This is a genomic window from Bombella sp. ESL0380 (assembly GCF_009725805.1).
GTDB lineage: Bacteria > Pseudomonadota > Alphaproteobacteria > Acetobacterales > Acetobacteraceae > Bombella > Bombella apis.
Map to the genome: position 1 here is coordinate 659,060 of NZ_WNIH01000003.1, position 16,889 is coordinate 675,948.

Genomic DNA, 16,889 nt, shown 5'->3' on the forward strand with positions numbered 1-16,889 from the left:
CTTCTGACAGTGATCAGTGGCCGCTATTCTGGTCGGCGCTTTCAGAGTTCAGCGTAATGTAGCGTTCCAGGCCGATCTGCTTGATGAGGTCCAGCTGGGTGTCGATGAAGTCTTCATGGGCTTCTTCGTCAGCGAGGATGCGGAAGAGCAGGTCGCGGGACACGAAGTCACGGACGCTTTCGCAATAGGCGATGCCCTCGCGGATTTTCTCCAGAGCCAGAGCCTCGACCTTCAGATCACATTCCAGGATCTCTTTGACATTCTCGCCAATGTGCAGCGGGTTCAGATGCTGCAGGTTCGGCAGTCCACCCAGGAAGAGGATGCGCTCGATCAGCCAGTCGGCATGACGCATTTCTTCAATGGACTCTTCATATTCCTTCTTGCCCAGCTTGGTGACGCCCCAATGGTTCAGGGTGCGGGAATGAAGGAAGTACTGGTTGATGGCTGTCAGCTCATTGGCAAGCTGAGCATTGAGATATTCAATTACTTTCGGGTCTTTTGCGGCCATTTTTCTCTCCATCGCATGAAGTATGAACTGTAGGATTATCTCCAACGAAGGTCGGTATAGTCTTCAACTTTGAGGATTGCAATATAAAAATTAAATTACGATGTATTCGTACTTGATAATCATTATCAAAGAGACTTTATAAGAAAGATTATCAAAATCGCACGGTGAGTATTTCATGGTTTTTCTTGTCATTTCGATATATATTTAAAAATCCTGTTTATCCCATAAGTTTTTCTTTTCATTGCTCCTGATGCCCACACCCCCCATCTTGATACTGGGAACAGGATGGAATCGTTTGCTGAATCCTTATTGTTTGATATAAATAGAACATATTCCCACATAACTGAAGGATGGATGTCATGGATCTTCTCCACGTTCTGAAAACACGGTACACGACCAAGGCCTACGATGCGGCTCGCCGTATCCCGGAGGAGACAGTGCAGCAGCTGCTGGCAGCCCTGCGGTACAGCCCGTCTTCGGTCAATGCCCAGCCTTGGCATTTCATCATTGCCGATGATGATGCAGGCAAGCAGCGTCTGGCCAAGGCAACACCAGATTCCGGGTCTCTGTCTTATAATCGGCCCAAGATCACGCAGGCCTCTCATGTAGTGGTTCTCTGCGCCCGCAATGAGCTGCCGGAATCTTATCTTGAGACAGTGCTCGACAAAGAAGAGCAGGACGGACGCTACGCTGATGCTGCGGCCCGTGAGGGTTTTGGTACAGCCCGTGCCGGGTATGTCCAGCAGCATCTGGATGCTGGCGATGTCGCCCACTGGAACCAGAAACAGGTTTATCTGGCACAGGGCTTTCTGCTGCTTTCCGCGGGGCTGTTGGGTGTTGATGCAACACCAATTGAGGGCTTCCTGCCGGATGTCATTTCAGAAGAATTCGGCCTGAAAGAAAAAGGGCTGACACCTCTGGTCATTGTTGCGCTTGGCTATCATTCTGACAAAGATGCCAATGCGACATGCCCGAAATCCCGCCTGGCACCTGAGAGCATCTTTTCGAAGGCCTGAGCAACACAAGGCTTCACCGGGGGATTACGATCTTCCGGTGGGGTCTACAGGCATGCACTCGGAGCGCTGAACGGAAAGCAGATTTTCAAGGGGAAGTGGCGGAGAGAGAGGGATTCGAACCCTCGGTACGCTATTAACGTACACACGCTTTCCAAGCGTGCGCCTTAAGCCGCTCGGCCATCTCTCCGCGAGCGATGGGGGGACAATACCATTATTCTTTGCGAGTGCAAGCCTTTTTCTGAGAATTTTTCACAAATTTTTCAATAAGAAGCGCAGACTTGATCCCAGGAGCTTCTTCCACTCCGGATGAGACATCAACGGCTTGGGCGCAGCTGACCCGTACAGCCTCGCTCACATTGTCAGGGGTCAGCCCACCGGCAAGAAGCCACGGAGCAGGAGCCTGCCACTGGCGTGTCAGCGTCCAGTCAAACACACGCCCCAGCCCACCGGGGCGGGTATCTCCTTTCTGGGCAGGTGCTTCGATGACATACCCATCCATGGCTTTCGAGACAGGCAGATCGTGCTGCTGGGCGACGCCACGGGCCAACCAGACGGGCCGACCTATCTGCTCTTTCAGGGTGAAAGCAGTGGCTTCATCTGTATAGAGTTGCAGAATATCCAGAGGGATACGCTCCAGAACGGCAGCAATCTGCTCATGGGTTGGCCGCACAAAAAGCCCGACACGAAGAGGCCCCCCCGCAGAGGGAGACGCTATGGCCTCATGCAGCCGGGCTGCCTGTTCCGGTCGGACAAAACGGGGGGAGGCGGAATGGAACACAAGACCAACCCAGCGCACACCCGATACGGCACAGGCTTCCATATCTTCTGCCCGTGTCAGACCACAGATTTTGACGTCAACCTTCACAAGGTCGCAGCCTGCAATTCATCCTGAATGGCCTGTGCGGCGGCGGCGGGATCATTCGCCCGGGTGATGGGACGGCCAACCACGATCCAGTCGGCACCAGCCCGTGCTGCCTGTGCTGGTGTCATGATGCGCTTCTGGTCATCCGTGCTGCTGCCTGCGGGACGAATGCCCGGAACGACAAGTTCTGGTCCGTCACCCAGAGCATCACGCAGCGCCGTAATTTCATGAGCTGAACAGACCAGACCATCAGCTCCGGCCCGGACAGCCATCCGGCCCAGCCGTACCACTTCCTTTAGCGGTGTGGTGTTGATGCCTATCTCCGCAAGGCTTTCCTCATTCATGCTGGTCAGTACAGTCACAGCAAGGAGCTTGGGGCGCTTCCGCCCGTCATCGAAAGCCTCTTCCAGAACTGCACGGGAGCGGCTGATCATCTCGGCACCCCCAAGTGCGTGAATGGTCATCAGGCTCGGCTGGATGGGAGCCAGAGCCCGGAGGCCAGAGGCAACCGTGTTGGGAATGTCATGCAGCTTCAGATCCAGAAAAAGCTCCTGCCGGGCGGCCAGACTTTTTACGGCATCCAGCCCGCAGGCATAGGTGAATTCCAGACCAAGCTTGATGGCATCAACCTTGCCTTCCAGCGCTGCTGCCCAGTGCTGGGCCTGGTCGTGGGAGGCGGTATCCAATGCGGCAATGAGGCGGGTACGACGAATAGACATGAGGAAATGGTCTTATTTCTGTGAAGAAGGCTGGATCGCATCAGAAGTGGGAGCAACACTGCCCGCCTTGAGCTGGTCGAGCCGCTGATGCAGCTCGATCAGCTGTTTCTGGGATGTACGCAGCTGTGATTCGGCCTTGCGGGCGCGGCGACGCTGGCGCAGTTCGCCTGTCAGGCCAAGCAGCAGCCCCAGCACGAGGGACGGCACGGCAAGCAGGGTGATGAGTTTTCCCATTTTGATGGAGAAGCCGAATGAGGCCAGCCAGACGGTGGCATCATCAAGATTGCTCATGGCGAAAATGGCCGTAAAGGCCAGAAAAAGAACGATGATCAGAAGGCGAATCATGCGGATTGCTCCTACCCTGCCTTGTGGCAGTAAACAAGATGGACCAGGAGGGTCATGAAGAATGCTGGTGAATGTTGTTGGCGGACTCTAGAAGAACTCGCCCATTCTGTCATCCATCTGTTTTGTCTTTACATGATCTTGATGAAAGGAGGTGTAGTTATCCTCCCTAAAAAGGGGAAACTCTGGTATTAGGCGCTCAGGCGTCGTCTCAATGCTGGAAAGGCTGGTAGAAGCAAGATGGACACGGATGGGACCTTTTTCGAGGCTGTAGCGAATGATCGGGCAAGGGCTCCTGTCTGGAGTGAATTTGATGCCGCCTGGTACCGTCGCCGTTATGCCCGGCAGCTGGCAGAGGCGGGGACGGTCTGGACGGACGGACAGCTTGCCGAGCGATGGCAGAGCGGTGAGGGACAGGAAGGAACTTCACCCAACAGGTATTTTGATGAAGAATGGTACCTGAATGCCTATCCTGATGTCCGGCGTGGCGTGCAGGAGAAAGGTATCTTTCAGAGCGGGTTCCAGCATTATGTAGATGTAGGCTGCCAGAGCTGCTCTGGACACTGGCTTTTCTCGGCAGAATACTACTTCAAGGTGAATTCGGACTACAGTCTCCGGGCCATGCGTGAGGCAGGGCATGTCAATGCCTATGACCATTTTCTCCGTGTCGGGGATTATGGTTTCCGGTCGCCTCATTTCCTTTTCGATGCCGAACTCTTCATTCGTGAATGTCTGGGGAAAAACATTCCGTTTGATCCCTCCCAGGGGGCCTTCAGCCAATATCTGGCCCTCGAATATCCTGACATGAAAACAGTCAGAACGTCCTGGTACTTCGATCCTGTCTGGTATCTTGAAAAATATCCCGATGTTCTCAAGCTGATAGAGGATGGCGTATTTACAGGGCCACTTCACCATTACATGGGATGTGACAATCCCAGCGCTTATGATCCGAACCCTTATTTTGATGAATCCTATTATCTGGCACAGAATCCTGACGTAGCTGATGCCGTGAAAAGCGGAATGTTCCGCAATGGTTATGCCCATTTCATCCGGGCAGGGATCAGTGAGCTGCGCAATCCATCGGCTGATCTGGATTTCAGGGCGTTTGTGGCCACGCTGGATATGCCCCAGTCACTCAACAAGGCACACGTGGACAATCCCTTTCTGCTCTGGATTTTACAGCAGGAAGGGCGGACAGGCGCCGAAATTCCCGGGATTTCCATTACTGCCGCCAACAGGCTGGCGTTACGCAAGGTCGAAGCCAGTCTGCCCTCCCTGTTCAGGAAGCCTTTGAGATTCGTGAATCAGGCGTCTCCCCAGCTGAGTGTCGTTCTGTTTTCACAGGGCAATTATCTGCTCGATATTGCAACGCTTGCTTCCCTGCATGCGCAGGGTATTCCCGACATGCAGGTCGTCGTGGCCAGTACGGGCAACACCCTTTCCCGGCAACGGCTGGATCAGGCAGTAGAGGGGTTGCGGCACGTTGTCAGCGACAAGCTCCAGCCCCTGGCGCAGCAGTTGCGGGAGAGTCTGCCTTTTCTTGCCGGTGAGCGCATCCTGCTTCTGGAATCCGGCGTGCAGCTGTTGCCCATGGCCCTGTCCTTTGCCATGGCTTCCATGATGGCTGAAGAAAGTGAGGGGGGCGGCAAACTTCTTACAAGCATCAATACCGTACTGGAAGCAGGTAGCGCTGTATGGCGTGATGGCAGCATCACGTGCCATGGTCAGGGAGAAAAAGGACAGGCCCAGTCTGTCAGTTTCCAGAAGATGGTGGAAGCCATTCAGGGGGGGCTGCTGTTCTGCCATCGCACAGCGATGGAACAGGCACTGCACTACCTGGAAGGGCACAGGGCGGAGCCTTTCTTTACCTGTTTTTCCATGGCGTTGCGGGCCACGGGGCGGACCCTGTCTTATTGGCCAACCGTACAGGCCAGACTGCTGAATGCCACGCCGGAAAGTTATGCGAGGCGGACCATGGGAAAGGATGCCTTGCGGCGTCTATTCCCCGTTTTTCTGCCCAGACATGCCGTGGCACGAGGGGACGCCCGCATGGGCAAGAGCTATCGCCCTCTTGTCATGATGGTTTTCCCCCATCTTCCACGCCTGATTGAAGGTGGTTCAGCACGGCGGGTCATGCAGCAGATTGATGCTTTCCGTTGGCTGGGCTGGCAGGTGCTGGTTGTCGGTCTGGACCGGAAAGAAGAAGACAGGCTCGTCATTCCTCATGATTATCCAGCTGATGTGGAATGCTGGCGGGGTGTGGATGATTTTTCATCCTTCCTGCGGGACCGGTTGACCGACATGAAACTGCTCTGGATTGGTGGAACGCATGTTCTGTCCCGTCTGGGGCCGGTTCTTGCCACAGGGGACATTTCCCTTCAGGACAAGCTGATCGTTCTTGATACTGTCAATCAGGACGGCACGGCCCTCAGAGCTGTGGAAGAGCATCTGCGACGTCTCGTTGGCATTGTGGATGAGCCGGCACGTCTCATGAGAGAAGCCAGAAAAGAACTGGATTATGCGTGGCTCTGCCAAGGCATCGTGACGGGTGATGAGCAGACAACCGCACTGCTGCACAGGCTGGGCTACGGCAATGTCACAGCTCTGCCTTATGCTGTTTCATGCCGGCAGCTGGGCAAACAGGACGAATTTGAACGGCGGCAGGGTATTTTGTTCCCTCTTTCCATCTACCGGGCAGGGGATTCCGGACATGACGGATTTGACTGGTTCTGCCTTGCCGTGATGCCCCACTTGCAACGTCATTTCAGTCTGCCACCTTCCATCGGGATCGGAGGGTATCATCATCCTTTGGTCGATCTGGGATTTTATGAGCGCCTGGCACCACTGGATGGCTTGGCCGAAATGGATACGCTGCCCAGGATGATGCAGCGATGCCGTATTCTCATGGACCCTTCGCGGGTCCCGGCCACACAGGCTACCGAGATACTGGAAGCCGCCGGTCAGGGCATCCCGGCCGTGCTGAACAAGGTTCAGATGGAACGTCTGGGCTGGAAGGATGAAGAAGAAGCTCTGGATGGTGGTTTCAACGATCCGCAGCATTTCGCCCGGCAGATCATCCGTCTGTATGAAGATCCGGCTCTCTGGGACCGGATACGGCGCAAAGCGCATGAAACGGTCAGGGAGAGGCACGGCCATGGTCGCCTGCATGAAGCTTTTGGGCGGTTCATCGAGGCATTACTGAATGGGCCCGCTACGGTAGCCCCCCCTGCCGGGAAGGAAGGGGCACCGCTACATCGCTCCTTTGCACCGGCCCCTCTGCGCATCGTGTTGAAACCGGCTGGAGACCCCCCTGCCGCCGAAGATAAAGATGAAGAGTCGGAAGACGGGCTGGAGGATGAATTCATGCCGCTTCCCACTCATCTGGGTGTGACATTGCCTGAAGAAGACCAGAATCAGAAGGAACAGGCTGACAATGACTGAACGTATGGCCGCAGTCCTCCAGCATGTGGAGGCCACCAAGGAGACGGCACTGGAGCGGCTTTGTGAACTGTTGCGGATTCCCAGCATTTCCACACAGAAGCAGCACAGGGATGATTGCCGGAAAGCCGCCCGCTGGTTGGCGGAAGAATTGCAGGGGCTTGGCTTTACGACGTCTTTGCGGAATGTTTCATGGGCAGAACCGGGGCATCCAATGGTTGTCGGGCATGATGATGCCAATGCAGAGAAGGTACGGAACGGGCAGACCCACGTTCTCTTCTATGGTCATTACGATGTTCAGCCGACAGACCCTGAAGCCCTCTGGTTAACGGATCCGTTCGAACCCTGCCTGAAGAAAACCGGCGATGGCCGGAAGGTCCTCGTCGCCCGGGGAGCGAGCGATGACAAAGGGCAGGTGATGACCTTCATCGAGGCCTGTCGGGCATGGAAAGCTGTTCATGGGGACCTCCCCGTGGCTGTCAGTTTTCTTCTGGAAGGTGAAGAAGAATCCGGTGGTGAGAATCTGCTTCCCTTTCTCAGGGAGAATCAGGAAGAGCTGAAAGCTGATATTGCCCTGATCTGTGATACCGCCATGCCGGACAGGGAGACCCCGGCCATCACGACCTCTCTGCGTGGCACGGTTGCCGAGGAAATCGAGCTCGTCGCTGCCAGCCAGGACCTTCATTCCGGGATGTATGGCAATGCTGCGGCCAATCCGGCTTTTCTGCTCTGCCAGATCATCAGTGGCCTGCGTGATGAGCAGGGGCGGGTCACACTGCCCGGTTTTTATGACGGTGTGACCGTGCCGGATGAGCATACCCGCCAGCAGTGGCGGACACTCTATCCTGATGATGCAGCCCTGCTGGAAGATGTCGGCCTGTCCCATGCTGCTGGTGAGCGGGGCTTCAGTGCCATTGAGCAGACATGGTGCCGTCCGAGTTTTGAGGTCAATGGCCTTGCTGGCGGGTATCAGGCGGATGGCTTCAAGACAGTCATTCCGGCCCGGGCTTCGGCGAAGGTATCATTCCGTCTGGTACCGGGGCAGGACCCACTCAGGATTCGGGACTCCTTCCGGGCTTATGTCCGTGCAGCCCTGCCGGAAGATGTCGAGGTTGTCTTTACGGGGCATGGAGCTTCATCCGGTTTTGCCGTGAATCAGGACAATCCCTTTCTTCTGGCAACATTGGACGCTCTGGGTAAGGAATGGGGCAAACCGGCCGTCATGACTGGTTGTGGAGGCTCGATCCCGGTAGCAGAGGAAATCCGTGAAGCCTTGGGCATGGATGCACTCATGGTGGGATTTGCTCAGGCTGATGATCGGATACACTCTCCCAACGAGCAGTATGGTCTTGATTCATTCTTCCACGGGATACGCTCATGGGTCCGCATCTTGGCTGCCCTGGCCCGATGAATCGTATAAGACCAGGCATGGCGCAACCTGTTGCCCTGACCATGGGAGACCCGGCTGGTGTAGGGCCGGAGCTGACACGCCGTGTCTGGGAGTGTCTCAGAACGGCTGGGCGACCTTTTTTCTGGATAGGGGACCCGGTGCTGCTGGGAGGCAACACACCCTACCGGGAAATATGCCATCCGTCCGAGGCAGCCGCCTGTTTTGCAGAAGCCCTGCCCGTACTGGCGCTTTCCTGCCCGGAACCGGTCAAACCCGGGCATCCCTCAACAGGCAATGCCGTAGCGGTGATCGAGAGCATCAGAAAAGCTGTTCATTACGCTCTGTCAGGGGCAGCCGGAGCTGTCGTGACAAACCCTATTGCCAAGCATGTGCTGGCAGCTTCCGGTTTTCCCCATCCGGGGCATACAGAGTTTCTGGCAGCTCTGTGTGGTGCCCGTGGCAGGGAAGTCATGATGCTGGCCTGCCCGCAGCTCAAGGTTGCTTTGACAAGCATTCATGTCTCGTTGAGACAGGCCATCGAGACGCTTTCGGCAGACCGCATCATGGCTGTGAGCCGGGTAACGGCATCTGCCCTGCAACGTGATTTCGGTCTGATCCAGCCTCGGCTTGCCATTGCAGGGCTGAACCCTCACGCAGGTGAAAATGGCATGATGGGGGATGAGGAAAGCCGCATCATCAAGCCCGCTATAGAGGCCTTGCAGCGGGAAGGGCTGGAGGTAAGTGGCCCCATGCCACCAGATACCATGTTCAGTGCCGCTGTCCGTCCCCGGTACGATGCGGCAATCTGCCTGTATCACGATCAAGGCCTCATCCCGGTCAAGACGTTGGACATGGCTGGAGGTGTCAACGTCACACTGGGTCTGCCCATCATCCGCACATCGCCAGATCATGGAACAGCCTTTGATATTGCCGTCGGTCCGGGTGAGACAGGAAAGGCAAGCATTTCAAGCCTTTCATCAGCGCTTGCCATGGCCCATGATATGGCAAGCCAGCGTGTCATGAGTGATGCGCAGACTCCATGAAGAGGGAAAGGAACAGCCCATGATCCGTCTTGGTATCAATGTTGATCATGTTGCAACATTGCGGAACGCACGGGGTGAGCGCTACCCCGACCCTGTCCGTGCTGCTGAGCTGGCTCTGGAGAATGGGGCTGATGGTATTACGGCCCATCTGCGTGAGGACCGGCGCCACATTCGGGATGAGGATATCCGTCGCCTCCGGGCGCTTTCGGCTCCACTCAATTTTGAAATGGCTGTCACGGACGAAATGGTGACCATGGCCTGCACACTGAAGCCCCACGCCTGCTGCCTTGTGCCCGAAAGACGGGAGGAATTGACAACAGAAGGTGGGCTTGATGTCGTAGGATTACGAGAAAGTCTGGCCCCGCATGTCAGCCGCCTTCTGGAAGCTGGCATCCGTGTTTCGCTGTTCATCGATCCAGAGCCGGAAGCCATTCGCACGGCGGCTGCTCTGGGAGCTCCAGTGGTTGAACTGCATACGGGAGCCTACGCTCTGGGGAAAGAAGGCGAGCTGGAACGTCTCCACAGGGCTGCCCATATGACAGCTGAATGCGGGATTGAACTTCATGCCGGTCATGGTCTGACCTATGAGAATGTCTCTCCCATCACGGAACTGCCTGGGCTGAAAGAACTCAATATCGGCCATTTCCTGATCAGCGAAGCCGTCTTTGTCGGGCTGGGAGCTTCCGTGCGGCGGATGAAAGATCTGCTTTCCTGAAGACTTCATCAACCGTCATGGAGAGGTCCCGTCACTGGGACCTCCCTCAGGATTCAGTTGGGCTGTGTGTTGAAGATGGGCAATCCATTATTGCCCTGCTGGATACTGAATAGCCCATTGTTACGACGGACCTTAGGGATGCTCCCGTCTTTAGGAGCTGGCTGGATAAGAGGTTCGTTCGGCTTATGATCGTAATTCGGAACAAATTTACTTGATTTGTCGGAATAGGTGGCCTCTGGCCGCTGCTCTTCCGTGGGCATGGAATGAAATGCCGAAATCGGCCCCATGGGCCAGACGCCCGGAGCATCACGCATTGTTCCTTCAGGCTGTCGTGCACAGCCGCGTGTCAGCATGGAGCAGATACCGTCTTCGCCAATATATTCGTCATCGTCGCCCGCATAATGGATCTCGGCAACCCGATCATGATCCATACGGACAAGCATCCGGCAGCTTGAGCCAGCTCCACCGAAAATAGACTGATAGGCGCTGATAGCCGAACTTACTGGAAGAAGGCCAGAGCTGGGGAGAGGGGCGATCGAACGGGAAATGTCGTATTCCCAGATCGCCGTACTGTCATTCAGTGATTTGGTCGAATTGGGAGCTCCCGCACAAGCCTGCAGATCATAGCTTGTCATGCCGATCATTTCATATTGAGCTTTGTGAGCCTCATGGGCATCCCAATAACCGCAGGCAGAGAGGCCGAGCGGCAGCATACAGGTAAGCCGGAACAGGATTTTCTGAAATGTCATTCTCTCTCCATCAGAGTAGAAAGGCAGGCAATGGGGGGACTGCTTTATCATGTTTTTCTTTCTGTCTGAAAGATGGGTTTTAGTCTCCAGTGCAATCGGTTAGAGAAGGAGGAGCCGTTTCCCTTTTTGGAGTTTGCTTTATGGCCGATATTTCCGCTGCTGAGGTTCCCCGCCTGCAAAAGGCACTGCGCCGTCTGCTGGGCTCTCCGGAGCTGACAGTTCAGGTCCCGCCACGCAAGGGCATGAGTGTGGAAATCGCAGTGGCTGGTGAAGTCGTGGGGACTGTGTATCGCGATGAGGATGAGGGCGAGGTCTCCTATGCCGTCAACATGACAGTGCTGGAAGAAGACCTCCCTCCTGCCTGACCTGTAGCGGTCTTACCGGTACAGCAGGAAACCTCTCATCCTTGATGGTGAGAGGTTTTTTCATATGCAGGTACTGCTTTCAAAGCAGAGGTGCACAGCTCTGACGGAGCCACGGGTGCAGCTCATCTTCCAGCAGTGGCAGGAGCTTTTCCAGAACCGTGGCATGGTACTGGTCCAGCCAGTGCCGTTCTTCTGCTGTCAGAAGTTCCATGGCGATGAGACGGCGATCTATGGGGGTGTGGGTCAACACCTCGAACTCCAGGGAGGGCCGTACGGTTCCGGGCAGGGAACTTTCCCGAACGAGCAGCAGGTTCTCGATACGGATGCCGTAAGCGCCAACCTCGTAATAGCCCGGTTCGTTGGAAAGGATCATCCCTGGTACAAGGCCGGTCGGCCGTGGCGCTACGGAGATGGATTGAGGCCCCTCATGGACGGAAAGATAACTGCCAATGCCATGGCCGGTACCATGATCAAAATCCAGTCCCTGATTCCAGAGAGCCGCCCGGGCAAGAGTATCCAGCCTGTAACCTGGCAGTCCCATGGGGAAACGCTGGCGGCTCAGGGCAATATGCCCCTTCAGAACTGCCGTGAAAGCTTTCTGGATGGCGGCAGGTGCTTCATCCGGGCCAGTCCAGATAGTCCGTGTGATGTCCGTGGTGCCGAAAGGATATTGCGCCCCACTATCAACCAGATAGACGCTGTTTTTCTGGAGGATGCTGTCATGCCCGGCTTCGGCCCGGTAATGAGGGTAAGCGCCGTTGGGACCAGCCGCAGAAATTGTCTCAAAACTGGGGCCCCGATAATCAGGGGACATGGCCCGGAACGCCTCAAGGCGATCGGCCAATTCTGTTTCACGATGGCCGGGGCCATGTTCTTCCAGCCAGTGCAGGAACCGGGCCAGAGCAATGCTGTCCAGTTCATGCGCCCGACGGTTGCCATCCTGTTCCACGGTTGTTTTGATGGCTTTGGGAAGAGTGCACAGGTCCGGCCCATCAGCGATGTGAGCTCCGGCGTCCTTCAGGACCATGCTGAACCAGACTGGTGTCGTGGCAGGGTCCAGCCGTACGGTTTTTCCGGCAAGGGCCTGCAAGGCCTTCGACAGTTCGGAAGGAGGGAATGGACGTATGCCTGAATCTTCCGGGGCATCATGGAAACGGGTCACATCAGCAAAAATGTCGGCCGAACCATCAGCATGAAGCAGACCGTACGCATGGGCGACAGGGGTCATGGCAATGTCACTTCCCCTGATGTTCAACAGCCAGGCGAGGGACGGGCAGTCCGCAAGGATCATGGCATCCTGCCCCGCTTCATGCAGCTGCCGGGCCAGACGATCCCGCTTGCTCCGGCTTGTTTCCCCTGTAAATTCGAATGGTTGGTGATGGATCAGATTGGCTGGTGAGGGAGGCTGATCATGCCATGACATATCTATTGGATTGTCAGACAGGGGTACGAGCTGAATACCATCCGTCTCCCATGATGAGAGGTCTCTCTGGCTGGTCAGCCGGGGGTCATACCCGATGCGCAGCCCTTGCGCTTTCTCAGCCAGCCACTGCCGGGGAGGATGCTGGCCGCCATGACGGGTTTCCCACAATGCCGCCGGAGCCTGCTCGGTCATCTGTACGGTGTAGCGGCCATCGGAAAAAACACAGCCGGTTTCTGCCAGCAGGATGGCAAGGCCAGCACTGCCCGTAAAACCGGTCAGCCAGGCCAGTCTTTCAGAATGGGGCGCAACATATTCCCCCAGATATTCATCACCCCGGGTGACGATGACACCGGAAATGCCAAGTCTATCGAATTGCTGGCGGACGAGAGCAGGACGGTCCTGCAAAGGAATGGATGAAAGAGACACAGACGCCACCATGGAAAAACGGGAGAGAACAGTCAGGCTGGTTTCCGAAGGATCAAGGTACTCCAGGGGCCTTCCCTGAGCTGCTTTTCAAGGATCAGGCCCTGCCTCTGGTGGGCAACCAGCACCATGCGGGCCTGGGTATTGAGCAGTCCGGCCAGGATGGCTGTTCCCCCTGCCTGAAGGTTGCGGGCAAGATCCTTGGCCATGCGGCAGAGAGGACGAGCCAGAATATTGGCAAAAACAAGATCATAGGGAGCATTGCGGCGAACAGCTTCCGTATGCCAGCCATTGCCGAAGCGGCAGTCCAGCAGGGGGCCGAGCCTGTTCAGCCGGGCATTGGAAGCTGCAACACGGACAGACCATGGCTCGATATCCACGGCCAGAACAGGGCGATGCAGCAGGCGAGCCGCTGCCATGGCCAGAATACCGGACCCACATCCCATGTCCAGAATATGACGGGGGCGCCGATGGGCAATCTGTTCCAAGGCACGCAGGCACCCGCGGGTGGAACCATGTTCACCGGACCCGAAAGCGATCCCGGCATCCAGTATGATGTCCAGCCGATTGGAAGGCGACGTCTCCTTCAGATGTGTCCCCCGGATACAGAACCGCCGTCCGACATATTGGGGAGGGAAGGCTTCCTGCGTACGGGCCAGCCAGCCCTCGGCCTCGGTGTTCTGCCGGTGCAGGGGTGCGTCCACGCCTGTCATGGCACGGACAAGCGCCAGGGCGTTATCCAGCTCCTCCTCATTCCGCCCTTTTTCCTTGACGGCTTCCAGCCGCCAGTAACGCTGCTCATCATCCTCTTCGAACATGCCGACCGTGTCACAGACCCCAAGCAGGGCCTGCTCGAAAAGTGGAACGTGTATTTCCTCCACCACAATGGAAAGCGTCTCCAGCGCCCGGGCATGGCGGGAACCAACATGGGTGGGGGCAATAGGGCTCTGTTTTGTCTTCACGATACGACCTCTATAAAACCGGCCATGATCCGCTTCAGACCGATATTTTCAAAATTGATGGACAGACGATCCCCTTCAACCCCGATGACCACACCTTCACCGTAACGGTTGTGGCGCACCGTCGCTCCGATGGGGACGGCAGGCTGCATAGCGGACGGTCTGGCCCACTGCTGTCCTGACAGAACCTGAGCCCTGTGCCTGAAAAATGACCTTGAGGGCAGGGCGTGACCGGCCTCTGCAACATTCCGTAAAACCTGTTCTTCAGGCAGTTCATCCAGAAAGCGGCTTGGTATGGAGTCCTGCCAGTTTGCATAAAGCCGACGACTGTTTGCATGGGATATGATTACCCGCTCACGGGCACGGGTAAGGCCGACATAAGCGAGGCGCCGTTCTTCCTCCAGAGCCTGGTTTCCACCTTCATCCAGAGAACGCTGGGACGGGAAAAGGCCTTCCTCCCATCCGGGCAGGAAAACCGTTGGGAACTCAAGCCCTTTGGCGGCGTGGAGCGTCATCAGGCTGACCTTGTCCGGATCGTCCTCGGCATTGTCGCTGTCCATCACAAGGGCGATATGTTCCAGAAACGCATCCATTGTTGGAAACTCACCAATCGCCCGGATCAGCTCCCGGATGTTGTCCAGCCTGCCGGCGGCTTCTATGGTCTTCGGGTCATCCCGCCACATGGCGAGATACCCACTTTCTTCCAGCACCATGTCAGTGGCGACAACATGGCCTTCCTTGCTGACAGTGTCTCTGGCCCTGGAGAGGCTGTCCATCAGGTCCGACAGCGTGGCGGCCGCCTTGCCCTTCAGCTGCCCCTGTTCCAGCTGATGCTGAAGCGTCTGTTGAAGGGACAGCCCCCTCTCTCTGGCAGCATTCCGCAGACGGGTCAGGGCAACACTGCCAAATCCCCGTTTGGGTAGATTGACGATGCGCTCAAAGGCCAGATCGTCAACGGGATACAGCACTGCCCGCATATAGGCGATGGCATCCCGTATCTCGGCCCGTTCATAAAAACGCAAACCGCCAATAATCTGATAGGGAATGCCCATTTTCATCAGGGCATCTTCAAAGGGACGTGTCTGGAAACCAGCCCGCATCAGAATGGCGATGGAACCGTAAGGATGACCTTTTGTGTGAAACTCCTGTATCCGGCGGCCAATGACACGGGCCTCGTCATCCGAGTCCGGCATGTTGATGACCTCGACAGGATCACCCTCCATGATGTCGAGCCCAGGCCGCAGAACCTTGCCCAACCGTCCCTCATTATGGGCAATGACCTGCGAAGCCACGGTCAGGATGCGGGGGGTGGAACGATAATTCTGCTCCAGCCGGATGATCCGTGCACCGGGAAAATCTTTCTCGAAACGGAGGATATTGGCGATGTCGGCACCACGCCATGAATAGATGGATTGATCGTCATCCCCGACGCAGGCAATGTTAGAGGGTTGTCCATCCTGCCTTCTGGCCAGAAGACGCAACCACAGATACTGAATGGTGTTCGTATCCTGATATTCGTCAACCAGAATATAGCGGAAGCGTTTCTGATACTGCTCCAGTACATCGGGATGCTGACGGAGGATGGTCACCACATGCAGCATGAGATCCCCGAAATCACAGGCATTCATTTCCTTCAGACGTATCTGATAGGCAGCGTAGATGGCCGGGAGCTGGCCATTGGCCAGTTCAGGTGTCTGCGCAGCAGTGATGCCATCGGGCAGCAGGGCCTGATCTTTCCATAACTGGATCTGATGCATGATCTGTGCCGGAGGAGAGCGCTTGAGGTCCAGTTTCCAGGGCTCTATGACCTGCTTGAGAAGACGGAGCTGGTCGTCCGTATCGAGAATGGTGAAGTTGCGCTCCAGCCCGACATGTGACGCATGCTGCCGAAGCATGCGGGCACAGAGAGAGTGGAAGGTTCCCAACCAGAGGCCTTCCACTGGTCGGCCGAGGATGGCGCTGATGCGCTCCCTCATTTCCCGGGCAGCCTTGTTGGTAAAGGTCACGGCCAGTATCTGCTCGGGCCATGCCAGCTTTTCCAGCAGGATATGAGCGAACCGTGTTGTCAGAACCCGGGTCTTCCCGGTACCGGCACCAGCCAGAATCAGCAGGGGGCCTTGCGTCGTTTCCACGGCAAGACGCTGCTCTTCATTCAGCCCGTGCAGATAATCAGGACCGGAAGACGGAAAACGGGGGGAAAAAAGATCATCCATCACAATTATCTGGTATAATGCGGCTCATACCCGCTGGCTAGGACATAACCATAGATTGTGAAAAAAGCAGTTTCATCCAAACAGGGGCACAGGGCACGGATGAGAGAGCGCATCCTCACCCATGGAGCCGAGACCTTGGCCGACTATGAGCTCCTGGAGGTTCTGCTTTTCTACGCCATTCCGCGCAGGGACACCAACCCGCAGGCCAAAGCGCTGCTTTCCGCTTTCGGGTCGATAGGGAAGCTGTTGCAGGCATCTTCTGCCAGACTGGAGCAGCATGGTCTGAGCGAGCGCATCATGAGCCTTCTGGAACTGCCCGTATTGGCAGCACGCTCCCTCATGGAGAGTGATGAAGACATGCCGCTTCAGCTGGGCAATGCCAAGGCTCTGATGAATTATCTGAAAGGCACATTGCAAAGGACAGATGAGCCAGCCATCGGTCTGATCTGCCTGGACAGCAACAACGGCCTGATCATGGAAAAGCTGCTGCCAGCAGCCAGTAACCTTCATGCCCTCCACCGATCAATTGCACAGACACTTCTCAACTGCCACGCCACTGCGGCCATCGTCGTCTATTACCATCCACGCAGTCCAGCCACGGCACTGGCTCCAGAGGTACGGGGGCTGAGACAGGTCTTGCGGTCTCTGGATGTCATCGTCCATGAAGGCATCCTGATTGGTGAGGGATGGTATGTCAGCATGAGTGAATCCGGGCTTCTATAAG

At 56.3% G+C, this 16,889-nt stretch carries 15 protein-coding genes and 1 tRNA gene; 7 read left to right on the forward strand and 9 right to left on the reverse strand.

The window, feature by feature from the left end:
- Nucleotides 1-13 precede the first annotated feature (13 nt).
- Nucleotides 14-508 carry a bacterioferritin gene (gene bfr / locus GM608_RS04060; protein ID WP_081563135.1) on the reverse strand — a complete coding sequence of 165 codons (495 nt, stop codon included), beginning with the start codon at nt 506-508 and terminating at the stop codon, nt 14-16.
- A gap of 359 nt (nt 509-867) precedes the next feature.
- Here bfr and nfsB point away from each other — a divergent pair, with 359 nt between their 5' ends.
- Nucleotides 868-1,524 (forward strand): oxygen-insensitive NAD(P)H nitroreductase, encoded by a 657-nt coding sequence (gene nfsB / locus GM608_RS04065; protein WP_081563470.1) that lies wholly within the window; start codon nt 868-870, stop codon nt 1,522-1,524.
- Between the two features lie 96 nt (nt 1,525-1,620).
- On the opposite strand, the gene GM608_RS04070 is transcribed toward nfsB, so the two are convergent.
- The 4 genes from GM608_RS04070 to GM608_RS04085 all read right to left on the reverse strand — a co-directional run bounded on the left by GM608_RS04070 (nt 1,621) and on the right by GM608_RS04085 (nt 3,450).
- A tRNA-Ser gene (locus tag GM608_RS04070) sits at nt 1,621-1,711 on the reverse strand.
- A gap of 24 nt (nt 1,712-1,735) precedes the next feature.
- Nucleotides 1,736-2,389: a phosphoribosylanthranilate isomerase gene (locus tag GM608_RS04075; RefSeq protein ID WP_333645063.1), complete on the reverse strand. Its 654-nt coding sequence runs from the start codon at nt 2,387-2,389 to the stop codon at nt 1,736-1,738.
- Nucleotides 2,386-3,105 carry an orotidine-5'-phosphate decarboxylase gene (gene pyrF, locus GM608_RS04080; RefSeq protein WP_043560210.1) on the reverse strand — a complete coding sequence of 240 codons (720 nt, stop codon included), beginning with the start codon at nt 3,103-3,105 and terminating at the stop codon, nt 2,386-2,388. The genes GM608_RS04075 and pyrF overlap by 4 nt, the downstream gene beginning before the upstream one ends.
- A gap of 12 nt (nt 3,106-3,117) precedes the next feature.
- Nucleotides 3,118-3,450 carry a hypothetical protein gene (locus GM608_RS04085; RefSeq protein ID WP_043560207.1) on the reverse strand — a complete coding sequence of 111 codons (333 nt, stop codon included), beginning with the start codon at nt 3,448-3,450 and terminating at the stop codon, nt 3,118-3,120.
- Nucleotides 3,451-3,687: 237 nt separating this feature from the next.
- Here GM608_RS04085 and GM608_RS04090 point away from each other — a divergent pair, with 237 nt between their 5' ends.
- Genes GM608_RS04090 through GM608_RS04105 form a run of 4 tightly spaced genes read left to right on the forward strand, consistent with a single transcriptional unit; the run spans nt 3,688 to nt 10,033 of the window.
- Entirely contained in the window at nt 3,688-6,888 is a 3,201-nt protein-coding gene (locus GM608_RS04090) for a glycosyltransferase (RefSeq protein WP_333645064.1), read from the forward strand.
- Nucleotides 6,881-8,296, forward strand: coding sequence for a M20/M25/M40 family metallo-hydrolase (locus GM608_RS04095; RefSeq protein ID WP_249089791.1), 1,416 nt, complete (start codon nt 6,881-6,883; stop codon nt 8,294-8,296). Before GM608_RS04090 ends, GM608_RS04095 begins: the two co-directional genes overlap by 8 nt.
- A 17-nt stretch (nt 8,297-8,313) precedes the next feature.
- Nucleotides 8,314-9,318, forward strand: coding sequence for a 4-hydroxythreonine-4-phosphate dehydrogenase PdxA (pdxA, locus tag GM608_RS04100; protein WP_333645065.1), 1,005 nt, complete (start codon nt 8,314-8,316; stop codon nt 9,316-9,318).
- Nucleotides 9,319-9,337: 19 nt separating this feature from the next.
- Nucleotides 9,338-10,033 carry a pyridoxine 5'-phosphate synthase gene (locus tag GM608_RS04105; RefSeq protein ID WP_333645066.1) on the forward strand — a complete coding sequence of 232 codons (696 nt, stop codon included), beginning with the start codon at nt 9,338-9,340 and terminating at the stop codon, nt 10,031-10,033.
- A gap of 53 nt (nt 10,034-10,086) precedes the next feature.
- Here GM608_RS04105 and GM608_RS04110 read toward each other — a convergent pair whose 3' ends face one another.
- Nucleotides 10,087-10,833, reverse strand: a complete 747-nt coding sequence (locus tag GM608_RS04110) for a hypothetical protein (RefSeq protein WP_333645067.1) — start codon at nt 10,831-10,833, stop codon at nt 10,087-10,089.
- Between the two features lie 89 nt (nt 10,834-10,922).
- On the opposite strand from GM608_RS04110, the gene GM608_RS04115 reads away from it, so the two are divergent.
- On the forward strand, nt 10,923-11,147 hold the full coding sequence (locus tag GM608_RS04115) for a DUF3126 family protein (protein WP_043560191.1): 225 nt from the start codon (nt 10,923-10,925) through the stop codon (nt 11,145-11,147).
- Nucleotides 11,148-11,226: 79 nt separating this feature from the next.
- Here GM608_RS04115 and GM608_RS04120 read toward each other — a convergent pair whose 3' ends face one another.
- The 3 genes from GM608_RS04120 to GM608_RS04130 are packed head-to-tail and all read right to left on the reverse strand — an operon-like array spanning nt 11,227 to nt 16,165.
- Nucleotides 11,227-12,996 carry an aminopeptidase P family protein gene (locus GM608_RS04120; RefSeq protein WP_333645068.1) on the reverse strand — a complete coding sequence of 590 codons (1,770 nt, stop codon included), beginning with the start codon at nt 12,994-12,996 and terminating at the stop codon, nt 11,227-11,229.
- A 32-nt stretch (nt 12,997-13,028) separates the two neighbouring features.
- Complete coding sequence (locus GM608_RS04125) at nt 13,029-13,934, reverse strand: 50S ribosomal protein L11 methyltransferase (RefSeq protein WP_043561252.1); 906 nt, start codon at nt 13,932-13,934, stop codon at nt 13,029-13,031.
- A gap of 17 nt (nt 13,935-13,951) precedes the next feature.
- The gene (locus GM608_RS04130) at nt 13,952-16,165 is read right to left on the reverse strand and encodes a UvrD-helicase domain-containing protein (RefSeq protein WP_333645069.1); all 2,214 of its coding nucleotides are present in this window, start codon (nt 16,163-16,165) and stop codon (nt 13,952-13,954) included.
- A gap of 99 nt (nt 16,166-16,264) precedes the next feature.
- Between GM608_RS04130 and GM608_RS04135 the strand changes: the two genes are divergently transcribed.
- The gene (locus GM608_RS04135) at nt 16,265-16,888 is read left to right on the forward strand and encodes a JAB domain-containing protein (RefSeq protein ID WP_052349065.1); all 624 of its coding nucleotides are present in this window, start codon (nt 16,265-16,267) and stop codon (nt 16,886-16,888) included.
- Nucleotide 16,889 lies beyond the last annotated feature (1 nt).

Bases quoted from the DNA above. Each gene is read 5' to 3' on its own strand.
- bfr (WP_081563135.1), bottom strand. From the start codon at position 508: ATGGCCGCAAAAGACCCGAAAGTAATTGAATATCTCAATGCTCAGCTT.
- GM608_RS04105 (WP_333645066.1), top strand. From the start codon at position 9,338: ATGATCCGTCTTGGTATCAATGTTGATCATGTTGCAACATTGCGGAAC.
- GM608_RS04135 (WP_052349065.1), top strand. From the start codon at position 16,265: ATGAGAGAGCGCATCCTCACCCATGGAGCCGAGACCTTGGCCGACTAT.
- pdxA (WP_333645065.1), top strand. From the start codon at position 8,314: ATGGCGCAACCTGTTGCCCTGACCATGGGAGACCCGGCTGGTGTAGGG.
- nfsB (WP_081563470.1), top strand. From the start codon at position 868: ATGGATCTTCTCCACGTTCTGAAAACACGGTACACGACCAAGGCCTAC.
- GM608_RS04085 (WP_043560207.1), bottom strand. From the start codon at position 3,450: ATGATTCGCCTTCTGATCATCGTTCTTTTTCTGGCCTTTACGGCCATT.
- GM608_RS04115 (WP_043560191.1), top strand. From the start codon at position 10,923: ATGGCCGATATTTCCGCTGCTGAGGTTCCCCGCCTGCAAAAGGCACTG.
- GM608_RS04090 (WP_333645064.1), top strand. From the start codon at position 3,688: ATGGACACGGATGGGACCTTTTTCGAGGCTGTAGCGAATGATCGGGCA.
- GM608_RS04110 (WP_333645067.1), bottom strand. From the start codon at position 10,833: ATGATAAAGCAGTCCCCCCATTGCCTGCCTTTCTACTCTGATGGAGAG.
- GM608_RS04130 (WP_333645069.1), bottom strand. From the start codon at position 16,165: ATGGATGATCTTTTTTCCCCCCGTTTTCCGTCTTCCGGTCCTGATTAT.
- GM608_RS04095 (WP_249089791.1), top strand. From the start codon at position 6,881: ATGACTGAACGTATGGCCGCAGTCCTCCAGCATGTGGAGGCCACCAAG.
- pyrF (WP_043560210.1), bottom strand. From the start codon at position 3,105: ATGTCTATTCGTCGTACCCGCCTCATTGCCGCATTGGATACCGCCTCC.